Origin of the sequence: Metabacillus mesotrionivorans, from assembly GCF_052171315.1 — a bacterium.
In the GTDB taxonomy this organism is placed as follows: domain Bacteria; phylum Bacillota; class Bacilli; order Bacillales; family Bacillaceae; genus Bacillus_P.
In genome coordinates, this window is the sequence record NZ_JBQMFF010000001.1 from 618475 (window position 1) to 636214 (window position 17740).

General features: G+C 43.3%; 22 protein-coding genes, 1 other RNA gene and 1 riboswitch. Of the genes, 17 read left to right on the plus strand and 6 right to left on the minus strand.

The window, feature by feature from the left end:
• Positions 1–51 precede the first annotated feature (51 nt).
• Entirely contained in the window at positions 52–174 is a 123-nt protein-coding gene (locus ACTSEZ_RS03085; protein ID WP_234703361.1) for a DUF6254 family protein, read from the plus strand.
• 41 nt (positions 175–215) lie between these two features.
• Here the strand turns inward: ACTSEZ_RS03085 and ACTSEZ_RS03090 are convergent, their stop codons facing one another.
• Positions 216–1511 (minus strand): DUF2254 domain-containing protein, encoded by a 1296-nt coding sequence (locus tag ACTSEZ_RS03090; RefSeq protein WP_369732756.1) that lies wholly within the window; start codon positions 1509–1511, stop codon positions 216–218.
• 92 nt (positions 1512–1603) lie between these two features.
• A riboswitch (PreQ1 riboswitch) is annotated at positions 1604–1648 on the plus strand.
• A 140-nt stretch (positions 1649–1788) separates the two neighbouring features.
• Here ACTSEZ_RS03090 and queC point away from each other — a divergent pair.
• The 5 genes from queC to ACTSEZ_RS03115 all read left to right on the plus strand — a co-directional run bounded on the left by queC (position 1789) and on the right by ACTSEZ_RS03115 (position 4499).
• A complete protein-coding gene (gene queC / locus ACTSEZ_RS03095; RefSeq protein WP_029281734.1) occupies positions 1789–2451 on the plus strand; it encodes a 7-cyano-7-deazaguanine synthase QueC in 663 nt (220 codons plus the stop codon).
• Complete coding sequence (gene queD, locus ACTSEZ_RS03100; protein WP_369732757.1) at positions 2448–2885, plus strand: 6-carboxytetrahydropterin synthase QueD; 438 nt, start codon at positions 2448–2450, stop codon at positions 2883–2885. Before queC ends, queD begins: the two co-directional genes overlap by 4 nt.
• Entirely contained in the window at positions 2882–3610 is a 729-nt protein-coding gene (gene queE, locus ACTSEZ_RS03105; protein WP_369732758.1) for a 7-carboxy-7-deazaguanine synthase QueE, read from the plus strand. Before queD ends, queE begins: the two co-directional genes overlap by 4 nt.
• Positions 3611–3629: 19 nt before the next feature.
• Complete coding sequence (gene queF / locus ACTSEZ_RS03110; protein ID WP_369732759.1) at positions 3630–4127, plus strand: preQ(1) synthase; 498 nt, start codon at positions 3630–3632, stop codon at positions 4125–4127.
• Positions 4128–4298: 171 nt separating this feature from the next.
• Positions 4299–4499 carry a cold-shock protein gene (locus tag ACTSEZ_RS03115; protein WP_029281727.1) on the plus strand — a complete coding sequence of 67 codons (201 nt, stop codon included), beginning with the start codon at positions 4299–4301 and terminating at the stop codon, positions 4497–4499.
• A 115-nt stretch (positions 4500–4614) separates the two neighbouring features.
• On the opposite strand, the gene ACTSEZ_RS03120 is transcribed toward ACTSEZ_RS03115, so the two are convergent.
• Positions 4615–4746 carry a hypothetical protein gene (locus ACTSEZ_RS03120; RefSeq protein WP_369732760.1) on the minus strand — a complete coding sequence of 44 codons (132 nt, stop codon included), beginning with the start codon at positions 4744–4746 and terminating at the stop codon, positions 4615–4617.
• A 155-nt stretch (positions 4747–4901) separates the two neighbouring features.
• Between ACTSEZ_RS03120 and ssrS the strand changes: the two genes are divergently transcribed.
• Positions 4902–5089: non-coding RNA, 6S RNA (gene ssrS, locus ACTSEZ_RS03125), on the plus strand.
• Between the two features lie 68 nt (positions 5090–5157).
• Here ssrS and ACTSEZ_RS03130 read toward each other — a convergent pair.
• Positions 5158–5832, minus strand: coding sequence for an SOS response-associated peptidase (locus ACTSEZ_RS03130; RefSeq protein ID WP_369732761.1), 675 nt, complete (start codon positions 5830–5832; stop codon positions 5158–5160).
• A 110-nt stretch (positions 5833–5942) separates the two neighbouring features.
• Here ACTSEZ_RS03130 and ACTSEZ_RS03135 point away from each other — a divergent pair, with 110 nt between their 5' ends.
• Together ACTSEZ_RS03135 and ACTSEZ_RS03140 are read left to right on the plus strand one after the other, a co-directional pair.
• On the plus strand, positions 5943–6737 hold the full coding sequence (locus ACTSEZ_RS03135) for an AAA family ATPase (protein WP_369732762.1): 795 nt from the start codon (positions 5943–5945) through the stop codon (positions 6735–6737).
• Between the two features lie 133 nt (positions 6738–6870).
• Positions 6871–7668 carry a peptidoglycan-binding protein gene (locus ACTSEZ_RS03140; protein WP_369732763.1) on the plus strand — a complete coding sequence of 266 codons (798 nt, stop codon included), beginning with the start codon at positions 6871–6873 and terminating at the stop codon, positions 7666–7668.
• A gap of 179 nt (positions 7669–7847) precedes the next feature.
• Here ACTSEZ_RS03140 and ACTSEZ_RS03145 read toward each other — a convergent pair whose 3' ends face one another.
• Both ACTSEZ_RS03145 and ACTSEZ_RS03150 read right to left on the minus strand, forming a co-directional pair.
• Entirely contained in the window at positions 7848–8366 is a 519-nt protein-coding gene (locus ACTSEZ_RS03145; protein ID WP_369732764.1) for a GNAT family N-acetyltransferase, read from the minus strand.
• 264 nt (positions 8367–8630) lie between these two features.
• Positions 8631–8819 carry a YkvS family protein gene (locus ACTSEZ_RS03150; RefSeq protein WP_029281718.1) on the minus strand — a complete coding sequence of 63 codons (189 nt, stop codon included), beginning with the start codon at positions 8817–8819 and terminating at the stop codon, positions 8631–8633.
• A gap of 182 nt (positions 8820–9001) precedes the next feature.
• Here ACTSEZ_RS03150 and ACTSEZ_RS03155 point away from each other — a divergent pair, with 182 nt between their 5' ends.
• The 3 genes from ACTSEZ_RS03155 (at position 9002) to ykzS (ending at position 10860) form a co-directional block, all read left to right on the plus strand.
• Positions 9002–9871 (plus strand): patatin-like phospholipase family protein, encoded by an 870-nt coding sequence (locus ACTSEZ_RS03155; RefSeq protein ID WP_369733071.1) that lies wholly within the window; start codon positions 9002–9004, stop codon positions 9869–9871.
• Positions 9872–9944: 73 nt separating this feature from the next.
• Positions 9945–10595, plus strand: coding sequence for an SDR family oxidoreductase (locus ACTSEZ_RS03160; RefSeq protein ID WP_369732765.1), 651 nt, complete (start codon positions 9945–9947; stop codon positions 10593–10595).
• A gap of 70 nt (positions 10596–10665) precedes the next feature.
• The gene (ykzS, locus tag ACTSEZ_RS03165; protein WP_369732766.1) at positions 10666–10860 is read left to right on the plus strand and encodes a protein YkzS; all 195 of its coding nucleotides are present in this window, start codon (positions 10666–10668) and stop codon (positions 10858–10860) included.
• A gap of 205 nt (positions 10861–11065) precedes the next feature.
• Here ykzS and ACTSEZ_RS03170 read toward each other — a convergent pair whose 3' ends face one another.
• On the minus strand, positions 11066–11635 hold the full coding sequence (locus ACTSEZ_RS03170; RefSeq protein ID WP_369732767.1) for a sigma-70 family RNA polymerase sigma factor: 570 nt from the start codon (positions 11633–11635) through the stop codon (positions 11066–11068).
• 274 nt (positions 11636–11909) lie between these two features.
• Between ACTSEZ_RS03170 and ACTSEZ_RS03175 the strand changes: the two genes are divergently transcribed.
• The 5 genes from ACTSEZ_RS03175 (at position 11910) to ACTSEZ_RS03195 (ending at position 17677) form a co-directional block, all read left to right on the plus strand.
• On the plus strand, positions 11910–12497 hold the full coding sequence (locus ACTSEZ_RS03175; protein WP_369732768.1) for a cell wall hydrolase: 588 nt from the start codon (positions 11910–11912) through the stop codon (positions 12495–12497).
• Between the two features lie 120 nt (positions 12498–12617).
• Complete coding sequence (locus ACTSEZ_RS03180; RefSeq protein WP_369733072.1) at positions 12618–14093, plus strand: spore germination protein; 1476 nt, start codon at positions 12618–12620, stop codon at positions 14091–14093.
• Between the two features lie 25 nt (positions 14094–14118).
• Positions 14119–15225: a GerAB/ArcD/ProY family transporter gene (locus tag ACTSEZ_RS03185; protein WP_369732769.1), complete on the plus strand. Its 1107-nt coding sequence runs from the start codon at positions 14119–14121 to the stop codon at positions 15223–15225.
• On the plus strand, positions 15212–16285 hold the full coding sequence (locus ACTSEZ_RS03190; RefSeq protein ID WP_369732770.1) for a Ger(x)C family spore germination protein: 1074 nt from the start codon (positions 15212–15214) through the stop codon (positions 16283–16285). Before ACTSEZ_RS03185 ends, ACTSEZ_RS03190 begins: the two co-directional genes overlap by 14 nt.
• A 63-nt stretch (positions 16286–16348) precedes the next feature.
• A complete protein-coding gene (locus tag ACTSEZ_RS03195; protein WP_369732771.1) occupies positions 16349–17677 on the plus strand; it encodes a polysaccharide biosynthesis protein in 1329 nt (442 codons plus the stop codon).
• Positions 17678–17740 lie beyond the last annotated feature (63 nt).

A 17740-nucleotide genomic window follows, 5' to 3' on the forward strand; every position in this document is an offset into this window, starting at 1 on the left:
TGTCAGGGCAAAATAAAATATGAAATCTATTCAGCAAAGGAGTGGCGAAAGATGACTCAGTCAAAAGGACAAAAACAGCGTCAATGGGACATCCGGAAGGAATCTCAAAATGAACACGGAAAAGTAAAATCTTTTAAAGAACTTGAACAAGAAGGAACTCAAAAAAAGCAGTAACGCAAAAAGGAATCCATTGAACGGATTCCTTTTCTTCTGATTTAAAGCTGAAGCGATGAATCATCTTTGCCGCATGCCAGCGCAATAGCTGCAAGCTCCCGGTTCAGAAACTTCTTATCAAGGCTCAGCCAGTCTATCGTATCCAGTCCTTCATAAATGTAGTGAGAAAAAGACCAAATATCTTCTTTCATTTCCTTCCGGTTTGTTTCGGCAATCAGGCAAAGCGCTTTTAAAATGGAGGCCATGACGGAAACATCTTCTTTGCCATAGTGACGGATCTGATAAAAGCTTGTATACAGATAGTCATGAAAATCCGGTTTTGGAAGAATCACTCTAATCTTACCTTCGCTGTCCCTGTGGTAGGGGGAAGGGGAATGATGTTTCCCGATTTTGATGAGGATCTGAGTAAGGTGCTCAATGCATGCAATGGCTGTTTCCGGGTCGTTTTTTCCTGGTGCGATGCCCCGCAAAGCAATTTCAGCAAGCTTCTGAATACCGAATTCAATGTCGTTTTTTGATTCATGATCGGCACTAATTGTGATGAACTTCAAGACATCTTCCCGTTGGATTTCTTTATTATCAGAAATGAGTGTCAAGAGAGGGGTATCTTCATCTGCATACGCTCCCTGATCCCTGTGGAACTTTACGGCTGCTTCGTGTTTTGCGGCAAATGAAACAAGTTCATCAACCGCGATGTCTTCGATATACCCTTCATGCTTGCTTTTAATTTCCAATCCTTGATCAAATGAAGGCTCATCATCTGTTCTTTTTTCTTCCGGTCTTTTTTTATCATCGATCGAGGCAAGTGTTTCTTTCGTGATGTTTGAAATCACGTTTCCAACTTTAATCCACTCAGTCATATGGTGAATCAGGAAAACGAACATGCCCACACACAAGAAAGCTACAAGGATTGCAAGGCTTGGTACAATGAAGTCATTGCTTGTCTCATTTTCTCTCACCTGGTTTAGAAGAACGAGAGAATAGATATACCCTCCGACGAAGACGCCAAGTACCCGCTGGATTTTTGAATCGGTATTGAAATTGTGCATGGTTCTTGGCGAAAAATTAGCCAAAAAGGTGGTAAGAACGACAAGGACAGATGAAAAGGTGATGGTTGTCATTGTAAGCAGCGAAGTGGAAGTTGCGCTCAGGATCGTGTGGGAAAGCTCTTTATCAGTTAAAAAAACAGAAGGAACATAGCTGAAATATCCATGTGAAGCGAGAAATCTGTCAGCCCACATGCTGAGGATGGCAAGGATGAAAAAAAGGAAGGCATAGGCGGCAGGCGTTATCCAGAAGTTTGATTTTACTTTTACAAGAGCAGGTTTGAGCGGCACGGCATTTCCTCCATTAAAATAGATTGATGTAACAGACTGTTCGTGATATAGTATGAACGGTAAAAAGAATGATAAATTCCGCGCATGTGCGTGCGGGAGAGGTTCTAGCACAACCCTCTATAAAAAACTAAGATCAAACAGCCAAATCTGCTGTTTTTTAGTTGAGGACTTACATGCTGGACACTTCTGAACACTCAGGGTGTCTTTTCTTATGCCGATTTTTAGGAATCCGGGTTGTGAAAGAATGCTCTCTTCTATTATGAGGAGGCAGAATATGATGAAAAATGAAAAAGCGCTTGTTGTCTTCAGCGGAGGACAGGACAGTACGACTTGCCTGTTCTGGGCGAAGAAGCAGTTTAAAGAAGTCGAGGCCGTAACCTTCAATTACAACCAGCGTCACAAACTGGAAATTGATGTGGCCGAACAAATCGCAAAAGAGCTTGATGTGCGCCATCATCTTCTTGATATGTCTCTGTTAAACCAGCTGGCTCCAAACGCCCTTACAAGAGATGATATTGCCATTGAACATAAGGAAGGAGAGCTCCCGTCTACTTTTGTGCCGGGAAGAAACCTTCTCTTTTTAACATTCGCTTCAGTGCTTGCCAAGCAAATTGGCGCAAAGCATATTGTGACAGGGGTATGCGAAACGGATTTCAGCGGATATCCCGATTGCCGTGATGTATTTGTAAAGTCATGCAATGTAACAATCAATCTTGCCATGGATGATCAGTTTGTCATTCATACTCCGCTTATGTGGATTGATAAGGCCGAAACATGGAAGCTTGCAGATGAGCTTTCAGCCCTTGAATATGTAAGGGATAAAACACTTACATGCTACAACGGTATTATCGCAGACGGGTGCGGAGAATGTCCAGCCTGCCGCCTCCGCAAAAAAGGGCTTGACGAGTATATCTCAGCCAAAGGGGGAGAGGCTTCATGATCCAGCAAATGTATCCCCAGACACTTCATCCCTTTACGTTCGAATTGAACAAAGATATGCAGCTGTCAGCAGCACATTATGTGCCTAAAGAAGAAGCGGGCAAATGCCGCCGCCTTCATGGCCACACGTACTTCATCAATGTGACGGTTGCAGGAGATGAGCTTGATGACTCGGGTTTTTTGATAAATTTTGCCCATATCAAACAGCTTGTGCATGACCGGTTTGATCACACGATCTTAAATGAACATGACGTTTTTAATGATGAAGATCCAAATAAATTCCCTACGACAGAAGTGGTAGCGCGAACAATCTGCGAAATGATTCAGCAGCATTTGGACAGTCTTTCCCACAAACCGAAATGTGTCGGTGTATTTGTCCGCGAAACCCCGACAAGCTACGTCATGTATCGTCCAAAGCTGGTGAAAAAAGGATGAAGAAGTTTCCGGTTTTGGAGATCTTCGGTCCGACCATTCAGGGAGAAGGAATGGTCATCGGCCAGAAGACGATGTTTGTCAGAACGGCGGGATGCGATTATTCCTGCAGCTGGTGTGATTCTGCTTTCACATGGGACGGTTCAGCTAAGGATGACATCAGGCAGCTCACTGCAGAAGAGATCTGGAACGAGCTTTACGAACTGGGAGGAGACCTCTTTTCCCATGTGACGATTTCCGGCGGTAACCCGGCTTTGCTCGTTCACTTATCAGAGCTGGTTGACCTGCTGCATAAGAAGGAGATAAAGGTTGCCATCGAAACGCAGGGAAGCCGGCTTCAGCCATGGTTTTCCGAAATTGATGATTTGACCATTTCACCTAAACCTCCAAGCTCGGGAATGAGCACGGATTTCGATAAGCTGAAGGAAATCATCGATTATCTGGAAAAGGAAAACAGACTTAATCATGCGAGTCTTAAAGTGGTCGTCTTTGATGAAGCAGACCTTGAATTCGCTAAAAAAGTGCACATAATGTATCCAGAGCTTCCATTCTATATTCAAGTTGGCAACGATCTTGTTCAGGAAAACAACGACGACAAGCTGATTGGGCATCTGCTGTCCAGATATGAATGGCTGATTGAACGGTCAGCGCAAGAAAAAGAGCTTAACAGCGCCCGTATTCTGCCCCAGCTCCACACGCTCGTATGGGGAAATAAAAGGGGAGTTTAACATAGAAAGGACGTATAAAATGGCTGGAAGATTAGATTCAGAACTGACAGATGTAACTTTGCTCGGAAATCAGGGGACAAATTATTTGTTTGAGTACAGCCCTGAGATCCTAGAGTCATTTGATAATAAGCATGTGAACCGTGATTACTTCGTTAAATTCAACTGCCCGGAATTTACAAGCCTCTGCCCGAAAACAGGTCAGCCTGATTTCGCAACGATCTACATCAGTTATATTCCTGATCAGAAAATGGTAGAGAGCAAATCATTAAAACTTTATTTGTTCAGCTTCAGAAACCACGGCGATTTCCATGAAGACTGCATGAATATCATCATGAATGATCTGATTGAACTGATGGAACCCCGCTATATTGAGGTCTGGGGCAAGTTCACACCGCGCGGCGGCATTTCCATCGACCCGTACACAAACTATGGAAAACCAGGGACAAAGTACGAGAAAATGGCGGAGCACCGCATGATGAACCACGATATGTATCCGGAGAAAATTGATAACCGATAAAAAATTTACCGAGAAAATTTGCTTTTTATTTTCATACATGGTATGGTTTAAAAGAATTATTTTTGTTCGGTACGCAAGGAAAGACAAAGTTTACAACTTTTCGCCTTTTGTTATCACAAGAGCAAGGATAGTAATACAAAGTATGCTGAAGCATACGAGGAGGCAACAACAATGGAACAAGGTACAGTAAAATGGTTTAACGCAGAAAAAGGTTTCGGATTCATCGAGCGCGAAGGCGGAGAAGACGTATTCGTTCATTTCTCAGCTATTCAAGGCGAAGGTTTCAAAACTCTAGACGAAGGCCAAGCAGTTACTTTTGACGTAGAGCAAGGTCAACGCGGACCTCAAGCAACTAACGTTCAAAAAGCTTAATTGTTAAGCTGACATATAAAAACAGCCTCTTTTTCAAGAGGCTGTTTTTTTTTTTTTTGCATTTTTATAGGGTAAATAAAAATCCGCCCGTTATGCGGGCGGGGTACTTGCAGATTTATGGCTTATTTGACTGGTGGTTTGAAACGGGTGACTTGTTTGCCTTAGGCTTTAAATTTTTCAGCCTGCTTTTAATGTAATCCTTGATCATGTCGCGTTTGCGCTTCAGGCGCTTATCACGGTTTTTCATGCGTATCACCATCCCATGCAGAAGAATTACGTGCACAGTTCTATTATAACCCGGATTTGCATCGTGCGACATGGCAGACTTGCATTTTTTAAAAGCCCAATGCCCCGAAAAAACTTGCCGGTTGACCAATCGGCTGTCATGATGTAATATACTACTACAAGCTGCATTGTGCGTAATGATAATTAAGTTTTAACCTTTAAGCTGTAATAGGGAGTTTTACATCGCACCCGGAATGTCAGGCCTCCATTTGCAGAGGAAGACAGGAAGGCTGCTGCAAACACCCACTTTGAGAAGTGGTGGTTTAAAACTTTCTTACGTGACTTACGGCAATTGTGGCTTCTATCTTCACCATTAAAACCAGTTCCTGTCTCAGGAGCTGGTTTTTTGCTTATCTGAGAAGTTTATGCAACCTCAGCATATCTCCCGAATCAGATGCGCCCCGTTATTCTTAACGGAGTTCACTTCAGAAGAGACTTCAAAAGCCTCCATCTGGTTTTCATCAAAGGGCTTCAAAAACTGGCTTAAATAGGCGGGATCAGAATGCAGAGGGTTAAGCCAGATAGATTCGTCCTCTTCTTTAAGGATCACGGGCATTCTGTCGTGGATTGTGCTCATGAGACTGTTTGGCTCTGTTGTGATCACAGAGCAAGAGTGGATGACTTTGCCCTCCGGTGACTTCCAGGATTCCCACAGCCCTGCCATCCCGAATGGTGCGCCTGACTTCAGCTTTATCCTCATTGGGGTTTTCGTCCCTTCTGCACGCTTCCATTCATAAAATGAGTCTGCAGGGATGAGGCATCTTTTTTTCATAAAGGCATTTCTGAAGCTTGGTTTCTCTGACAGCGTTTCAGCACGTGCGTTGATGGTTTTATAGCCGATTTTTTCATCTTTTGCCCACGGAGGGATAAGACCCCATCGCAGGTAGCCCATTCTGTTTTGCTTACCGTCGTTAATAACAGCTGCGACATGCTGCGAAGGGGCAATGTTGTAGCTTATGGCATATTGATCTTCCTCTATGGCTGCGCCAATCTGAAATCGATCTACAAGTTCTGCGTATTCAGCAAAAAGCGTGTATCTTCCGCACATGGGGGACCGCCTCCTTTTATATGAAAATGATACCGTTATCATTCCCTCTTAGACAATAAGAAAACCGTTATCGTATAATGAAAGAAAGCATGAGCGGGAGGGGATTGCAGATGGTCCACTTGAAAAGAGTACATTATACTGCGGGTAAGCAAAATGAGGGGTATCCTTACCATCTTCCCCTCTTTAATAAATCTTTTGAATTATTCTTTGAAGCACCGGTCACCATTCTTGCGGGAGAGAACGGCACGGGTAAATCCACACTGCTTGAGTCGATCGCCCAGCATGCGGGCCTCATCAGGATTGCATCGGCGGAGGAACAGGATATGAATGCTGAAATCAGAGCATTCACTAACCACCTTAAGATTACCTGGAGAGCAAAAACGAAAAAAGGATTCTATCTGAAAGCAGATGATTTTCTGACATATGCGCGGAATGTGTCCAGAATGAGAGCTGAAGCAGAGAAAAGGGTTGAAGAAGTGGAGGAGGAATACCGGGGGAAATCCATTCTTGCCCGTCAGCTTGCTGCGTCACCTCACAAAAAAGCGATGGCGGAAATTCAGTCCTTATATGGAAGAGGACTTGATAACAGGTCCCACGGTGAGAGGTTTTTATCTTTTTTTCAGTCCAGATTCCGGCCGAATGGCTTTTATCTTCTGGATGAGCCTGAAGGGCCGCTGTCTCCAATGAAACAGCTCAGCTTCATCAGTATGCTGAAGGATATGACGGAGGAGGGGTCTCAGTTTATTATTGCCACGCATTCCCCGATCTTAATGGCGTTCCCCGGGGCCATTCTTTACTCGCTTGATGAGTACCCGGTTTCAAGCGTTTCCTACGATGAATTGGAGCATGTGAAAATGACAAGAGATTTTCTGAACGCACCTGAACGATACCTCAGACATTTATGAGACATTTGTCGAAATAGGCACTAATCATTGCCATTTTTCTAGTTCAAATGCTTTGTTTTTCCCTCATTGCACCTGCAATTCCAGGTTTTTGTCGAATAGTGTTATGTATAATCACTTTTCGAGGAGGAACACAATGAGGAAAAAGCTTATGGGATTAATTGGAGCATCGGTACTTGGCGTCAGTGTTATGTTTCCGCTGAGCGGGGAAACTGCACTTGGTGACAGAACCCTTTCAGAAGGAATGAGCCATTCAGATGTGAAAGAGCTTCAGGAGCATCTTTTATCTAAGAGTGTTTATCCTTACTTTGAGGAAACAGGCTACTATGGCCCGATCACTAGAGAAGCGGTAAAAGATTTTCAGGAGAAAAGCAGAATCAAAGTGGACGGAATTGCCGGTCCGCAAACGCTGCAGAAAATAAAGGTGCTCCGCTACGGCGATATGGGAAAACCGGTTACAGATCTTCAGCTGTTATTGAAAGAATGGGGATTATACTCCGGTATCGTTGACGGCATGTATGGAAACGGAACCAAAAATGCAGTGGCAAGCTTCCAGCAGAAATACGGACTTGCAAGCGATGGAATAGCAGGAATGCAAACTTTTGCAAAACTGAAACAGAGATCAAGCAGTGTTTCCGGAACAGTAAAGGAACTCTCAGTTACAAGTACAGCATATACTGCATCGTGTGAAGGCTGCTCAGGCGTCACTAAGATGGGCGTGGACCTGAACAAATATCCGGAGGCTAAAGTAATCGCCGTTGACCCTAATGTGATACCTATCGGCTCGACTGTCGAAGTTGAAGGCTACGGAAAAGCAATCGCCGCTGATATCGGAGGCGCGATTGACGGAAATAAAATCGATGTATTCATCGCCAGTCAGAGCAGTGCTGTTAACTGGGGAAGAAAAACAGTGAAAATTAGGGTATATCAATAATTAGAAAAGCGGAAGCGCCCGTTTAGCTCCGATAGGCAGATAAGAAATCACACGAAAAGTCCGAACTTGACTTTTGGGGGGATTTTGTTCTGACAGAGGAGCCTGAGTGCTGGAGCTAGACATAGACATCAAGCTAAAAACTTTGTGCTATTTAACCTACATAAAAAAATCCGCTGCTTTCAGCGGGTTTTTTCTGTTTTAAACGCGAGTGTCATATAAAGCTCATCTACGTATTCTCCATCTACTTTTAAAGCACTCGCATACTCTCCGTACTGGACAAAACCGAGAGACCGGTACAAGGCGATGGCCCCTTTGTTTTCAGCTCCCACTGCAAGGTCTGCTTTTTCGATAGCAGGATTTTCTCTGATCCGGTCCAAAAGATACGTAAGCAGGCTTTTTCCCGCGCCGTTTCCTCTGGAAGGAGGGGATATGTACATGCTCAGGATCTGTCCTCTGTGTTTCATTTTGTGAAGAGGCTCCTGCTTGAACGCGGTTATGCCGGCCAGCTCCCTGCCTGTAAACGCTCCGGCAATGAACTGAGAGGCGGATGGCCTGATTTCCTCCAGGAGCTCTTCAATTGATTTTTTCTTTTCAATTTCATAGGCAGAGGCAAAATGAAAGGGAAGCTCCTCCAGTGCCTGCAGACGCAAACGTCTGTATTGTTCAGTGTCTTCCACTGTCAGCAAACGGAAATCCATGGCGGTCACCTCATTTAGTCGTTACAGACTAGTATTGGTTAAAAAGCGGTTCCTCATGAGCTCCAACGTAAAAAACAGCCTGAAAGATTAAACTCTTCCAGGCTGATCTTTTTAATAAGGTAAGAAAGATTATCATTTTTTTCCTGATATCCAGCTCCAGCGCCTAACTCCTCGGCCAGAACAGATCCGGTAAAAAGCAAACCCGGCTTTTTTCGCCGGATCCTTTTCTGTCCTTCGGAGCTGAGCAAGGCTCTTCAGCTTTTCTCAGTGAAGCTGTTCTTTCACGATTTTATAATTTTTATGATTGACGACCGTACGTCTTTCAAGATCCAAATCACGGAAATTCTCCATATACGTCAAGTCTACAATCACTGAATTTTCATTAACTTTCTCTACGATCCCGCGTAAACCGTCTCTGAATTCAATCACATTGCCTACTTTAGCGATTTTCATTTCCTCTCTCCTTCTCTATACAGATCCCCCATTAGGACTATTTAACATTATTTTTACAGGTAAGTAAAGGCTTTCAGACAAAATTGTGCAAGAATTTCGAAAAAACAGGCAGGCAGAATGGATGAATAACGTGTCTGGAACATGTTATAGTAGGATAAAATTAGCAGAGAAAGAGGCGGATCATCTTGGTCTCATCAGGACTTGTCCTAGAAGGAGGAGGCATGCGCGGCGTCTATACCGCTGGCGTCCTTGAATATTTTATGGAAAAAGAATTATATTTTCCTTATGTTATTGGAGTCTCGGCAGGGGCATGCATGGGGGCTTCTTACGTTTCGAGGCAAAAAGGAAGAAACAAAACCGTAAACATCGAATACGTCAGCCACCCTCAGTATTTGTCCCTTGGAAACTATATCAGACATAAGCAGCTGTTTGGGATGGATTTTATATTCGATGAAATTCCAAATAAACTCGTTCCTTTTCATTATGATGCTTTTTTAAAAAGTGATCAGACATTTAAAGTGGGAACGACTGATTGTGTCACAGGAGAGGCTGTCTACTATGAGAAAAATGACGTCGGAATGGATATTCTGAAGCTGCTGCGGGCATCCAGCTCTCTTCCGTTTATAGCTCCCATGATTGAGTACAAAGGAAGAAAGCTGCTTGACGGAGGAATTGCCGACTCCATTCCGGTTAAAAAGTCTGAAGAGGACGGAAATGTGAGGAATGTTGTCATCCTTACGAGAAATGCAGATTACCGGAAGAAAAAAAGCAGCATGGAGTGGATGGTCAGACGGACGTTTAAACAGTACCCGCTCCTTGCAGATGCTATGCTGGCACGCTACAAGCAATACAACAGCACCCTTGACTATATTGAAGAACAAGAGCAAAAGGGGAACGTATTTGTAATCCGGCCATCCCAAAAACTTGAAGTGGATAGAATCGAGCGTAACCCTGTCAAGCTCGAACGACTTTACAATCAGGGAATTAGGGATGCCGAAACTCAGTTTGAGCAGCTGACGGACTGGCTTAAACCCCATCACGTTCTTGTCTGAACAGTTTCATTGTTTAAACCTCCTTATACCCGGGAAAAGTACAAGCATACTACTTATAAAGGTGTTGGTTGAAATGAATGTACTTATAGCTGGAGCAAATGGAACAACAGGAAGACTTCTAATCGAACAAATTGCAAAAGAAGGCGAGCATCGGGCGATTGCCATGGTGCGCGATCCAAAACAGGAGCCGGAGCTTGAAAAGCTGGGTGCCCAAACGGTTGTCGGTGACCTTGAAGGAGACGTTTCCCACGCCGTACATCTTGCCGATGCGGTTATTTTTGCAGCGGGCTCAGGGTCAAAAACAGGACCTGATAAAACAATCTCAGTCGATCAGGAAGGAGCCAAAAACCTGATTGATGAAGCTAAAAAACATGGAATCAAACATTTTGTCATGCTTAGTTCAATGGGTACAGACAACCCGGCTGCAGGACCATCAGATATGGAGCAGTATTTCATGGCTAAAGCGATAGCGGATGAGTACCTGCGAGGTTCAGATTTGTCCTATACAATCGTAAGGCCCGGAGCCCTTACTGATGAACGCGGCACAGGCAAAATTGAAGCTGCGGATAAAATTAACCAAACAGAAGGAAGAAGCATTTCAAGAGAAGACGTGGCAGCTGTCCTCATTGCAGCCCTTACAAAAGACGAACTTAAAAATAAGACATTTGAAATCCTCTCAGGGGAAACGGAGATTGATGAAGCTCTGTCAAAAGTCTATTCGTAAAGATGCTGGACAAGCACCCTCCTCCTTAGTAAACTTGCAGTGATAAACGAACAGGAGGAATCAGGTTCTTATGGATAAGCAGCTCGCAAATGAAGTCCTTGACTCGTTAAAAAGCGGGGAAATGAATGAATACCATGTACAAAAGGATTCATTTCTCCCTTTTCGCGAAGTTCTTGTAGAACGGGACGATTTCAAGCATTTCCGCGGCATTGCCCAGCAGGGCGGAAGTGTTGTATACAAATATCTCGAGACCCCAAGAAGCTGAAAAAGCCGTCACGACAGACGGCTTTTTTTTGTTGTTAAGCGAAATTATAAGAATAAAAGGCTTTGGATAATACAAAGTTATCATCGGCAAGCGGAAGCGCCTAGATCCTCTGTCAGAACAAATCCGTCAAAAAAGGCGGGAACCGGACTTTTCCGTCGGATTCTTATCTGCCTCTCGGATTTTACCAAGGCGCTTCCGCTTTTGTTCATGGCTGCAACCAAAATCTCTCTTTCCACTCTTCAGCGCTCAAAGATCTGAGCTTCTTAAGTGCGCCTCTTCTCCATGATTTGACACTGGCGGGAGTTGTCTGTTCACTTTCGGCAATTTCACTGATTGTTTTTTCTTTCAGGCAATAGGAAATCATCCAGATCTGCTGATGTTTGGTGAGGATGTCGCAGTTCGCTTTGATCATGTCTTCCATATCCTTCAGGGCAGTTGGGTCTTCTGAGATCAGGATATGCTCCATCACATCCGGCATGTCCCTGTTTTTATTTTGTTTATTCATTTCATTCAGCATATGGCCTTTAATGCTTTTATAAAGGTACGTTTCAAACGATCCCTTTGAAGGGTCATAGGTCTTTGAAGCTTTCCAGATGGCAATCAGGCCAGCCTGATAATACTCATCTTGATTTCGGGTGATGCAAAGCTTCTTTAGATTGTGGTAAATCATGCGCTGATATCGTTTTTCCAGCTCTGTAAATGTAACATCGTCCATCGTTTCATCCGTTTCTGAAGGGAGCGCTCTCTCAAGTGTATTCCGCGGTATCTTCATCATAGGAAATGGCGGCTGTCCGGTAAAATGCTGATAAGAGTAAAATCATGAGAGTCAAATGCAGTATGTTCGCCGTTTTCTTTTAAGGGTTTATGACAAATGGATGAGAAATAATCAGGAATACTGCCGAAATAGCCGTATTTAGATCCGGAGTGAAATTTCCAGTTTTTTGTCAATGAAGAGCGTGAATAAACCTGTTAGGCTTATATATGTGCTTCACAGAGTAAAATGTTCATCCGGCAAGTATGGATGCAATACAACTGGAGGTTTACATCATATGAAAAAATTAGCTTTCTTTACTATAATCTCAGCGATGACTGTTTCTCTATTCGGCTTTGAAAAGGCACAGGCTGCAGAAGGCCATAAAGTGCAGCACGGCGATACTCTTTGGCTGATTGGAAAAAAACACGGTGTTTCTGTTAAAGATATTCAGTCTTTAAATCATAAAAGCGGACATTTATTATACGTTGGAGAAGAGCTTCAGATTCCTCAATCAATCTCAGATAAAGAGAAGGATCTGCTTGCACGCATTGTTCATGCTGAAGCAAAAGGAGAACCGTATGCAGGCAAAGTGGCAGTTGCAACTGTTGTATTAAACCGGGTAGAAGATGAGCGATTCCCGGATACTGTCACAGATGTTATCTATCAGAAGGTATCAGGCATTTATGCTTTCTCACCTGTAGAAAACGGTGCAATCAATGAGCCTGCAGATGAAGAATCTAAAGAAGCCGTTCAGGAAGCGCTGGCTTATCAGGGAATGGACAATGAAGCTGTCTACTTCTACAACCCTGTTACGGCCGAAAGTGACTGGATCCGTTCAAGAGAAATTACGCTTACAATTGGTGATCACGTCTTTGCAAAATAAATTTTCTCCACTCCTTTCCTAAGCGGAAAGGAGTTTTTTTGCGCATTAGAATAAATCCTGCCGAGGGAGGAAATATAAGGGAAAGTATGAGCATGAAACGTGGTGAAACGAATGAACGAGATGATGAAGGAAAACGGAAAACCGAAACAGTCAATGGCTGAACTGATTACCTGCTTTAAATCGTCGTCAGATTTTGTTCAATATGAGCACGATGCAAAAGAGCTGAGATTCTGGATTTCCTACATTAGGACAGTTGTAGATCCAACGCTTTTACATGAAAGCATAATAGGGCCGCTGCTTAAGGAAAAATGGACGAGTCTGCAGCAGATTAAAGAGGTTGTGCCGATTGAAGAAGTCATCCTAACAATTGACACAGATGTTATATCAGAAAAACTGCTTGAAGGATACGTCATTATTTCCATGACTGAATACGGCACGCCCTGTGCTCTTCTCAGATCAACCTTGAATAAAGCACGGGACATCTCTCTTCCTGAAGTAGAGTTCAGCGTAGTTGGGCCTAAGGAGGCATTTGTCGAGGCACTTGAATTTAATATTAATCTTATTCGAAAACGGATACAGGTACCGCAGCTTCGGGTCAAGGAACTGCAAATAGGTGACTTGTCAAAAACAAAAACAGCGGTTCTTTATATTGATAATATTGCAGATGAAGAAAACGTCAACACGGTTATACAAAGACTGAAAAACATCCATTATGATCAGATTGGCGACAGCGGATATGTGGCGCAGTTCATATCTGACAACCATAACTCGCCGTTTCCTCAGGTGCTTGATTCTGAACGGCCTGACCGGGTTGCAGCCGTACTCTCTGAAGGGAAGGTAGCTGTAGTTGTCGACGGATCTCCTCAGGTTCTGATTGGACCGACGACGCTTATAGAATTTTTCTCATCCTTTGAAGATTATTATTTAAACTGGGTTCTTTCATCCTTCTTCAGGCTTATAAGAGTTTTTGCAGTTGCCTTCTCCATATTGGTTACACCGGTATATGTAGCAACTCTGACCTTTCATTATGAACTGATTCCGAAAGATTTGCTCAGCACACTAGTAACATCCAGGAGGGAGATTCCGCTGCCTCCTATACTGGAAGCTCTCTTTCTCGAGCTGACGATTGAACTGCTTAGGGAAGCTGGAGCAAGGCTCCCTACAAAAGTCGGCCAGACAATCGGCATCGTTGGAGGGATTGTTATTGGGACGGCTTCAGTAGAAGCGGGCCTGACAAGTAATGTCCTGCTTATTATCGTTGCCCTGGCAGCCCTTGCTTCTTTCACGACGCCCGTTTATAAAATGGGCAATACAATCCGGCTGCTCAGATTTCCGTTTTTACTGTTTGCCCAAGTATATGGTCTCCTGGGCATTGTTTTATGCTTTTGTTTTCTGGCCGCCCATCTTCTCAGGCTTACATCACTTGGCCGCCCGTTTCTGGTGCCGATTTTCCCGGCAAGAGCAAGGGATCTGAAGGATGCCATTATCAGGTTTCCATTTTCAACATTAAGCAAAAGACCGCTTGCTCTCAGAACGAAAAAGCCGGATAAATTTTCATCAAAACAAGCCAATCAGAAACACGACATTGACGAGTAGGCTGCATAAAGGAGGTGTCCCGGACTTGAAAAAAATTGCCGAACGCTATCAGGTTTCGCCATATATGGTTTTCTACCTGATACACGCCCTGCAATTCGGTGTAGGTGTACTCGGATTTCAGCGCTTTATTTCTCTTGATTCCGGGCACGACGCCTGGATTGCTGTCCTTGGATCAGGGCTTGCAGTCCATATCGCAGTGTTTTTGATCTATCAGATACTTAAAGATCAAGAAGGCAACATTCTTGATGTGCAGAAAAAGCTTTTTGGGAAATGGATTGGAAATGCTCTCAATGCTGTGGTTATCATTTACTTTACCTGTCTTGCCACCAATGTATTAAGAACGTTTATTGAAGTCATCCAGGTGTGGATGTTTCCTGACTTAAATGTCTGGCTCTACAGCTTCCTCTTTCTCGTCCTCGCTTATTACATATTAAGTGGCGGATTCAGGGTGGTGGCAGGCATCGCTTTTTTTGGAGTCGTTCTTCCGAGTTATTTAATATTGACTTATCTTTTCACACTGAAATTTGCCAATTTCAACAATTTGATGCCGGTTTTTGACCATTCCATAACGGATCTTTTAAAAAGCACGAAAAACATGTCTCTAACTGTTATTGGTTTCGAAGCACTGTTCATGTACTATCCATTTATAAAAAAACCTGAAAAATCAATAAAGTGGGCTCATGCGGGTGTGGCTGTCACGACTCTTCTTTATTTGATCATTATGCTGTTCAGCATCATCTACTTCAGTGAAGAGCAGCTGCAGAAAAATGTGTGGGCAACCCTTACAATCTGGAAAATTGTCGAGATGCCTTTTGTAGAGAGGTTTGAGTATATTGGTATTGCCAACTGGAATCTCGTCATTCTTCCAAATGTCTGTCTGACGTTATGGTGTGCAAGCAGAGGGATGAAACAGCTGTTGAAAGTTAAGCAAAAATACACCATTTTGATTGTTCTTGCTGTCAGCTATGCCGGTATCAACTTCATGAATAGCCGTGAGCAGATCAATACGCTGAATTCATTTCTGGGGGAAGTAGGATTTTACGTTTTTATAGGCTATATTCCAATGCTTTATTTATGCACTCTTATATACAGGAAACTAAAAAAAGGGGGCAAAAAAAGTGAAAAAGCGTAAATGGCTGATTGTCCTTATTCCTCTGTTCCTTACAGGATGCCTTGAAAAAGAAATTCTTGATGATGTGAACATTATTACAGTTGTCGGGTATGACATGGAGAGCTCAGACATGATGAAGGGCACGGTCATTATTCCTGTTTACACACAGGATGCCCCCGTCGAAAGCGAGATTATTGAAGATACGTCCTCAACAGAAGTGAGCAAAGACATTTTGACCCATCTCCAGCGGAAATCTTCTGATCCGCTTGTGCTCGGAAAGATATCTGTCGTTATTTATTCAGAAGAGGTTGCAAAAAAAGGGATTACAAATCTTGTGGACACGCTTCAAAGGGATGCCAGCGTAGGATCAAGAGTCTATCTCACCGTGGGCCGTGAAAATGCAAATGAAATTATGGAATCTGAATTTGGAAACAGAGGAGCGGCTCCGTATATCTCAAATTTGATCAAGCATAACATTGAAAACCGGGATGTCCCCAAAACAAATCTTCATATTTTTCTTTATGATCTGTATTCCAATGACTCTGATCCGTATTTGCCGATTTTAAAGAAAAACGAAGCAGGTTCTGTTGAAATTGATGGACTTGCCCTGTTTAAAGACGACAAAATGATAGGTGAAATTCCTAATGAAAAATTGTTTTTCTTTAAATTGATTGCTGATAAATTTACAGAGGGCTCCTATGCCTTAAAGCTTCCTGACAAAAACCAGGTAGCCATAAAAACGATTTCTTCAGACAGAAAAGTAAGGCTTGATAAAGGTGACCCTTCAAAGATTACGATAGAAGTGAAAATTAACGGCTTTGTCCAGCAGTATACCGGCAAAATGATTACGCCAAAAATTAAAAATGAGATGGAAAAAGCGTTCGAGAAGGTTGTTGCTGAAGAGTCGCTAGAGCTTATTGAGCAATTTAAGGAACAGAATGTCGATCCGTTAGGAATGCACGATATTATCAAAAGCAAAGTAAGAGGATTTACTCAAAAAGACTGGAAAGAGACCTATCCTGAGCTTTCTGTGAAAATTAAGCCCTCTGTCACCATCACAGAAACAGGCGTGATTGAATAAGTGTCCTAAATACTAAAATAATTTCATGCCTTGTCTCATATCCTGTTAGCAGGGGGGAGCAGCATGAATTCTTTTTTTAAAGGAACATTGTTATTAATCGTCGCAGCCTTTTTCAGTGAATGCATCGAATTCTTCGTCAACATGATTCTTGCGAGAGAACTTGGAGAAGAGGGCATGGGAAGGTATATGTCCATTTTGCCTGTTATCTTTTTGGTTATTGTACTGGCAAGTCTTGAGCTTCCCATTTCAATTTCAAAATACATAGCAGAAAATAAGAAAGTTCTTCACTACAGCATGCTGCAGCATGCCCTGAAAATGACGGCTGCCGTCACATTCACTGTTTTGGCAGGGACTTATATCCTTTTTACGGCCACACCGCTGCTGGATGGCTTTCATCCCGCAGTCAAATGGCTGTTTATAGGGCTCATCCCGATTGCCTCATTTTCATCCATTGCCCGCGGATACTTTATGGGTGTGCAGCAGATGGGAAAGATTGCGGTGTCCAATTTCCTGAGAAAAGCCGTCCAATTCACCGTACTGCTTTGTGTTTTCTCTGTATTTAACTTTAGCCAGCAGGCTCTTCTAATTGCTCTGTGTGCCTTTATAGGCAGCGAACTGATTGTTTTTCTCTACCTGACAAGCATGTTCATGATTCACATGCACGCACTCAGGCGGGGGAGCTTTACTCCAATTACAGGAACAGAAGCCCGGAAAAAACTGCTTTCTGTCTCCCTGCCGACAACCGGACTGAGAATTTTTCATGCGATAACAAATGCCATCCAGCCTTTTCTGATCCAGACAGCTCTTGTGGCCGCCGGATTCGGGGCAGCCGCCGCAACAGAGCATTTCGGCATGCTGACAGGCGTTGCGATGTCCATTGGTTTTTTTCCTGCATTTATCGCTCACTCTCTCATGATCATGCTTATACCGACAGTATCGGATGCTTATGCTCAAAAGGATATAAAAACATTGCGCAATCTTCTGCAGCAGTCCATGTCCTTTACTATGCTTTACGGGGTTCCGGCGGTTTTCATTATTTATTTGTTTGCTGAGCCTCTGACAAGTCTTTTCTTTTCATCTGATCAGGCAGCCTTTTATTTGAAACTGCTCTGGCCGTATTTTCTGTTTCACTTCTTCGTCATCCCCATGCAGGCTTATTTAATAGGTCTCGGGCTTGTAAAAGATGCTTTTTATCATACGCTCTGGTCGCATATCGTTTCGTTTGCGATGATGTTTTTCCTTGGTTCGAGAGAGTCGCTTCACATGACCGGCATTATACTTGGCATGAACACGGGCATTGTGCTCCTGACGTTTATGCACTATTTTACAATCTGCCAGAAAATAGGCATTACCGTATGGCTGACAAAAAGGAGAGACAATGTTTACCGATGATTCAAAATAAACTTTCTAGTCTGCAAATAACGGAGCGGGTTGAAAAAGTCCTTTGTCCAACGT

Bases quoted from the DNA above. Each gene is read 5' to 3' on its own strand.
- ACTSEZ_RS03085 (WP_234703361.1), top strand. From the start codon at position 52: ATGACTCAGTCAAAAGGACAAAAACAGCGTCAATGGGACATCCGGAAG.
- queC (WP_029281734.1), top strand. From the start codon at position 1,789: ATGAAAAATGAAAAAGCGCTTGTTGTCTTCAGCGGAGGACAGGACAGT.
- queD (WP_369732757.1), top strand. From the start codon at position 2,448: ATGATCCAGCAAATGTATCCCCAGACACTTCATCCCTTTACGTTCGAA.
- queE (WP_369732758.1), top strand. From the start codon at position 2,882: ATGAAGAAGTTTCCGGTTTTGGAGATCTTCGGTCCGACCATTCAGGGA.
- queF (WP_369732759.1), top strand. From the start codon at position 3,630: ATGGCTGGAAGATTAGATTCAGAACTGACAGATGTAACTTTGCTCGGA.
- ACTSEZ_RS03115 (WP_029281727.1), top strand. From the start codon at position 4,299: ATGGAACAAGGTACAGTAAAATGGTTTAACGCAGAAAAAGGTTTCGGA.
- ACTSEZ_RS03120 (WP_369732760.1), bottom strand. From the start codon at position 4,746: ATGAAAAACCGTGATAAGCGCCTGAAGCGCAAACGCGACATGATCAAG.
- ACTSEZ_RS03130 (WP_369732761.1), bottom strand. From the start codon at position 5,832: ATGTGCGGAAGATACACGCTTTTTGCTGAATACGCAGAACTTGTAGAT.
- ACTSEZ_RS03135 (WP_369732762.1), top strand. From the start codon at position 5,943: ATGGTCCACTTGAAAAGAGTACATTATACTGCGGGTAAGCAAAATGAG.
- ACTSEZ_RS03140 (WP_369732763.1), top strand. From the start codon at position 6,871: ATGAGGAAAAAGCTTATGGGATTAATTGGAGCATCGGTACTTGGCGTC.
- ACTSEZ_RS03145 (WP_369732764.1), bottom strand. From the start codon at position 8,366: ATGGATTTCCGTTTGCTGACAGTGGAAGACACTGAACAATACAGACGT.
- ACTSEZ_RS03150 (WP_029281718.1), bottom strand. From the start codon at position 8,819: ATGAAAATCGCTAAAGTAGGCAATGTGATTGAATTCAGAGACGGTTTA.
- ACTSEZ_RS03160 (WP_369732765.1), top strand. From the start codon at position 9,945: ATGAATGTACTTATAGCTGGAGCAAATGGAACAACAGGAAGACTTCTA.
- ykzS (WP_369732766.1), top strand. From the start codon at position 10,666: ATGGATAAGCAGCTCGCAAATGAAGTCCTTGACTCGTTAAAAAGCGGG.
- ACTSEZ_RS03170 (WP_369732767.1), bottom strand. From the start codon at position 11,635: ATGATGAAGATACCGCGGAATACACTTGAGAGAGCGCTCCCTTCAGAA.
- ACTSEZ_RS03175 (WP_369732768.1), top strand. From the start codon at position 11,910: ATGAAAAAATTAGCTTTCTTTACTATAATCTCAGCGATGACTGTTTCT.
- ACTSEZ_RS03180 (WP_369733072.1), top strand. From the start codon at position 12,618: ATGATGAAGGAAAACGGAAAACCGAAACAGTCAATGGCTGAACTGATT.
- ACTSEZ_RS03195 (WP_369732771.1), top strand. From the start codon at position 16,349: ATGAATTCTTTTTTTAAAGGAACATTGTTATTAATCGTCGCAGCCTTT.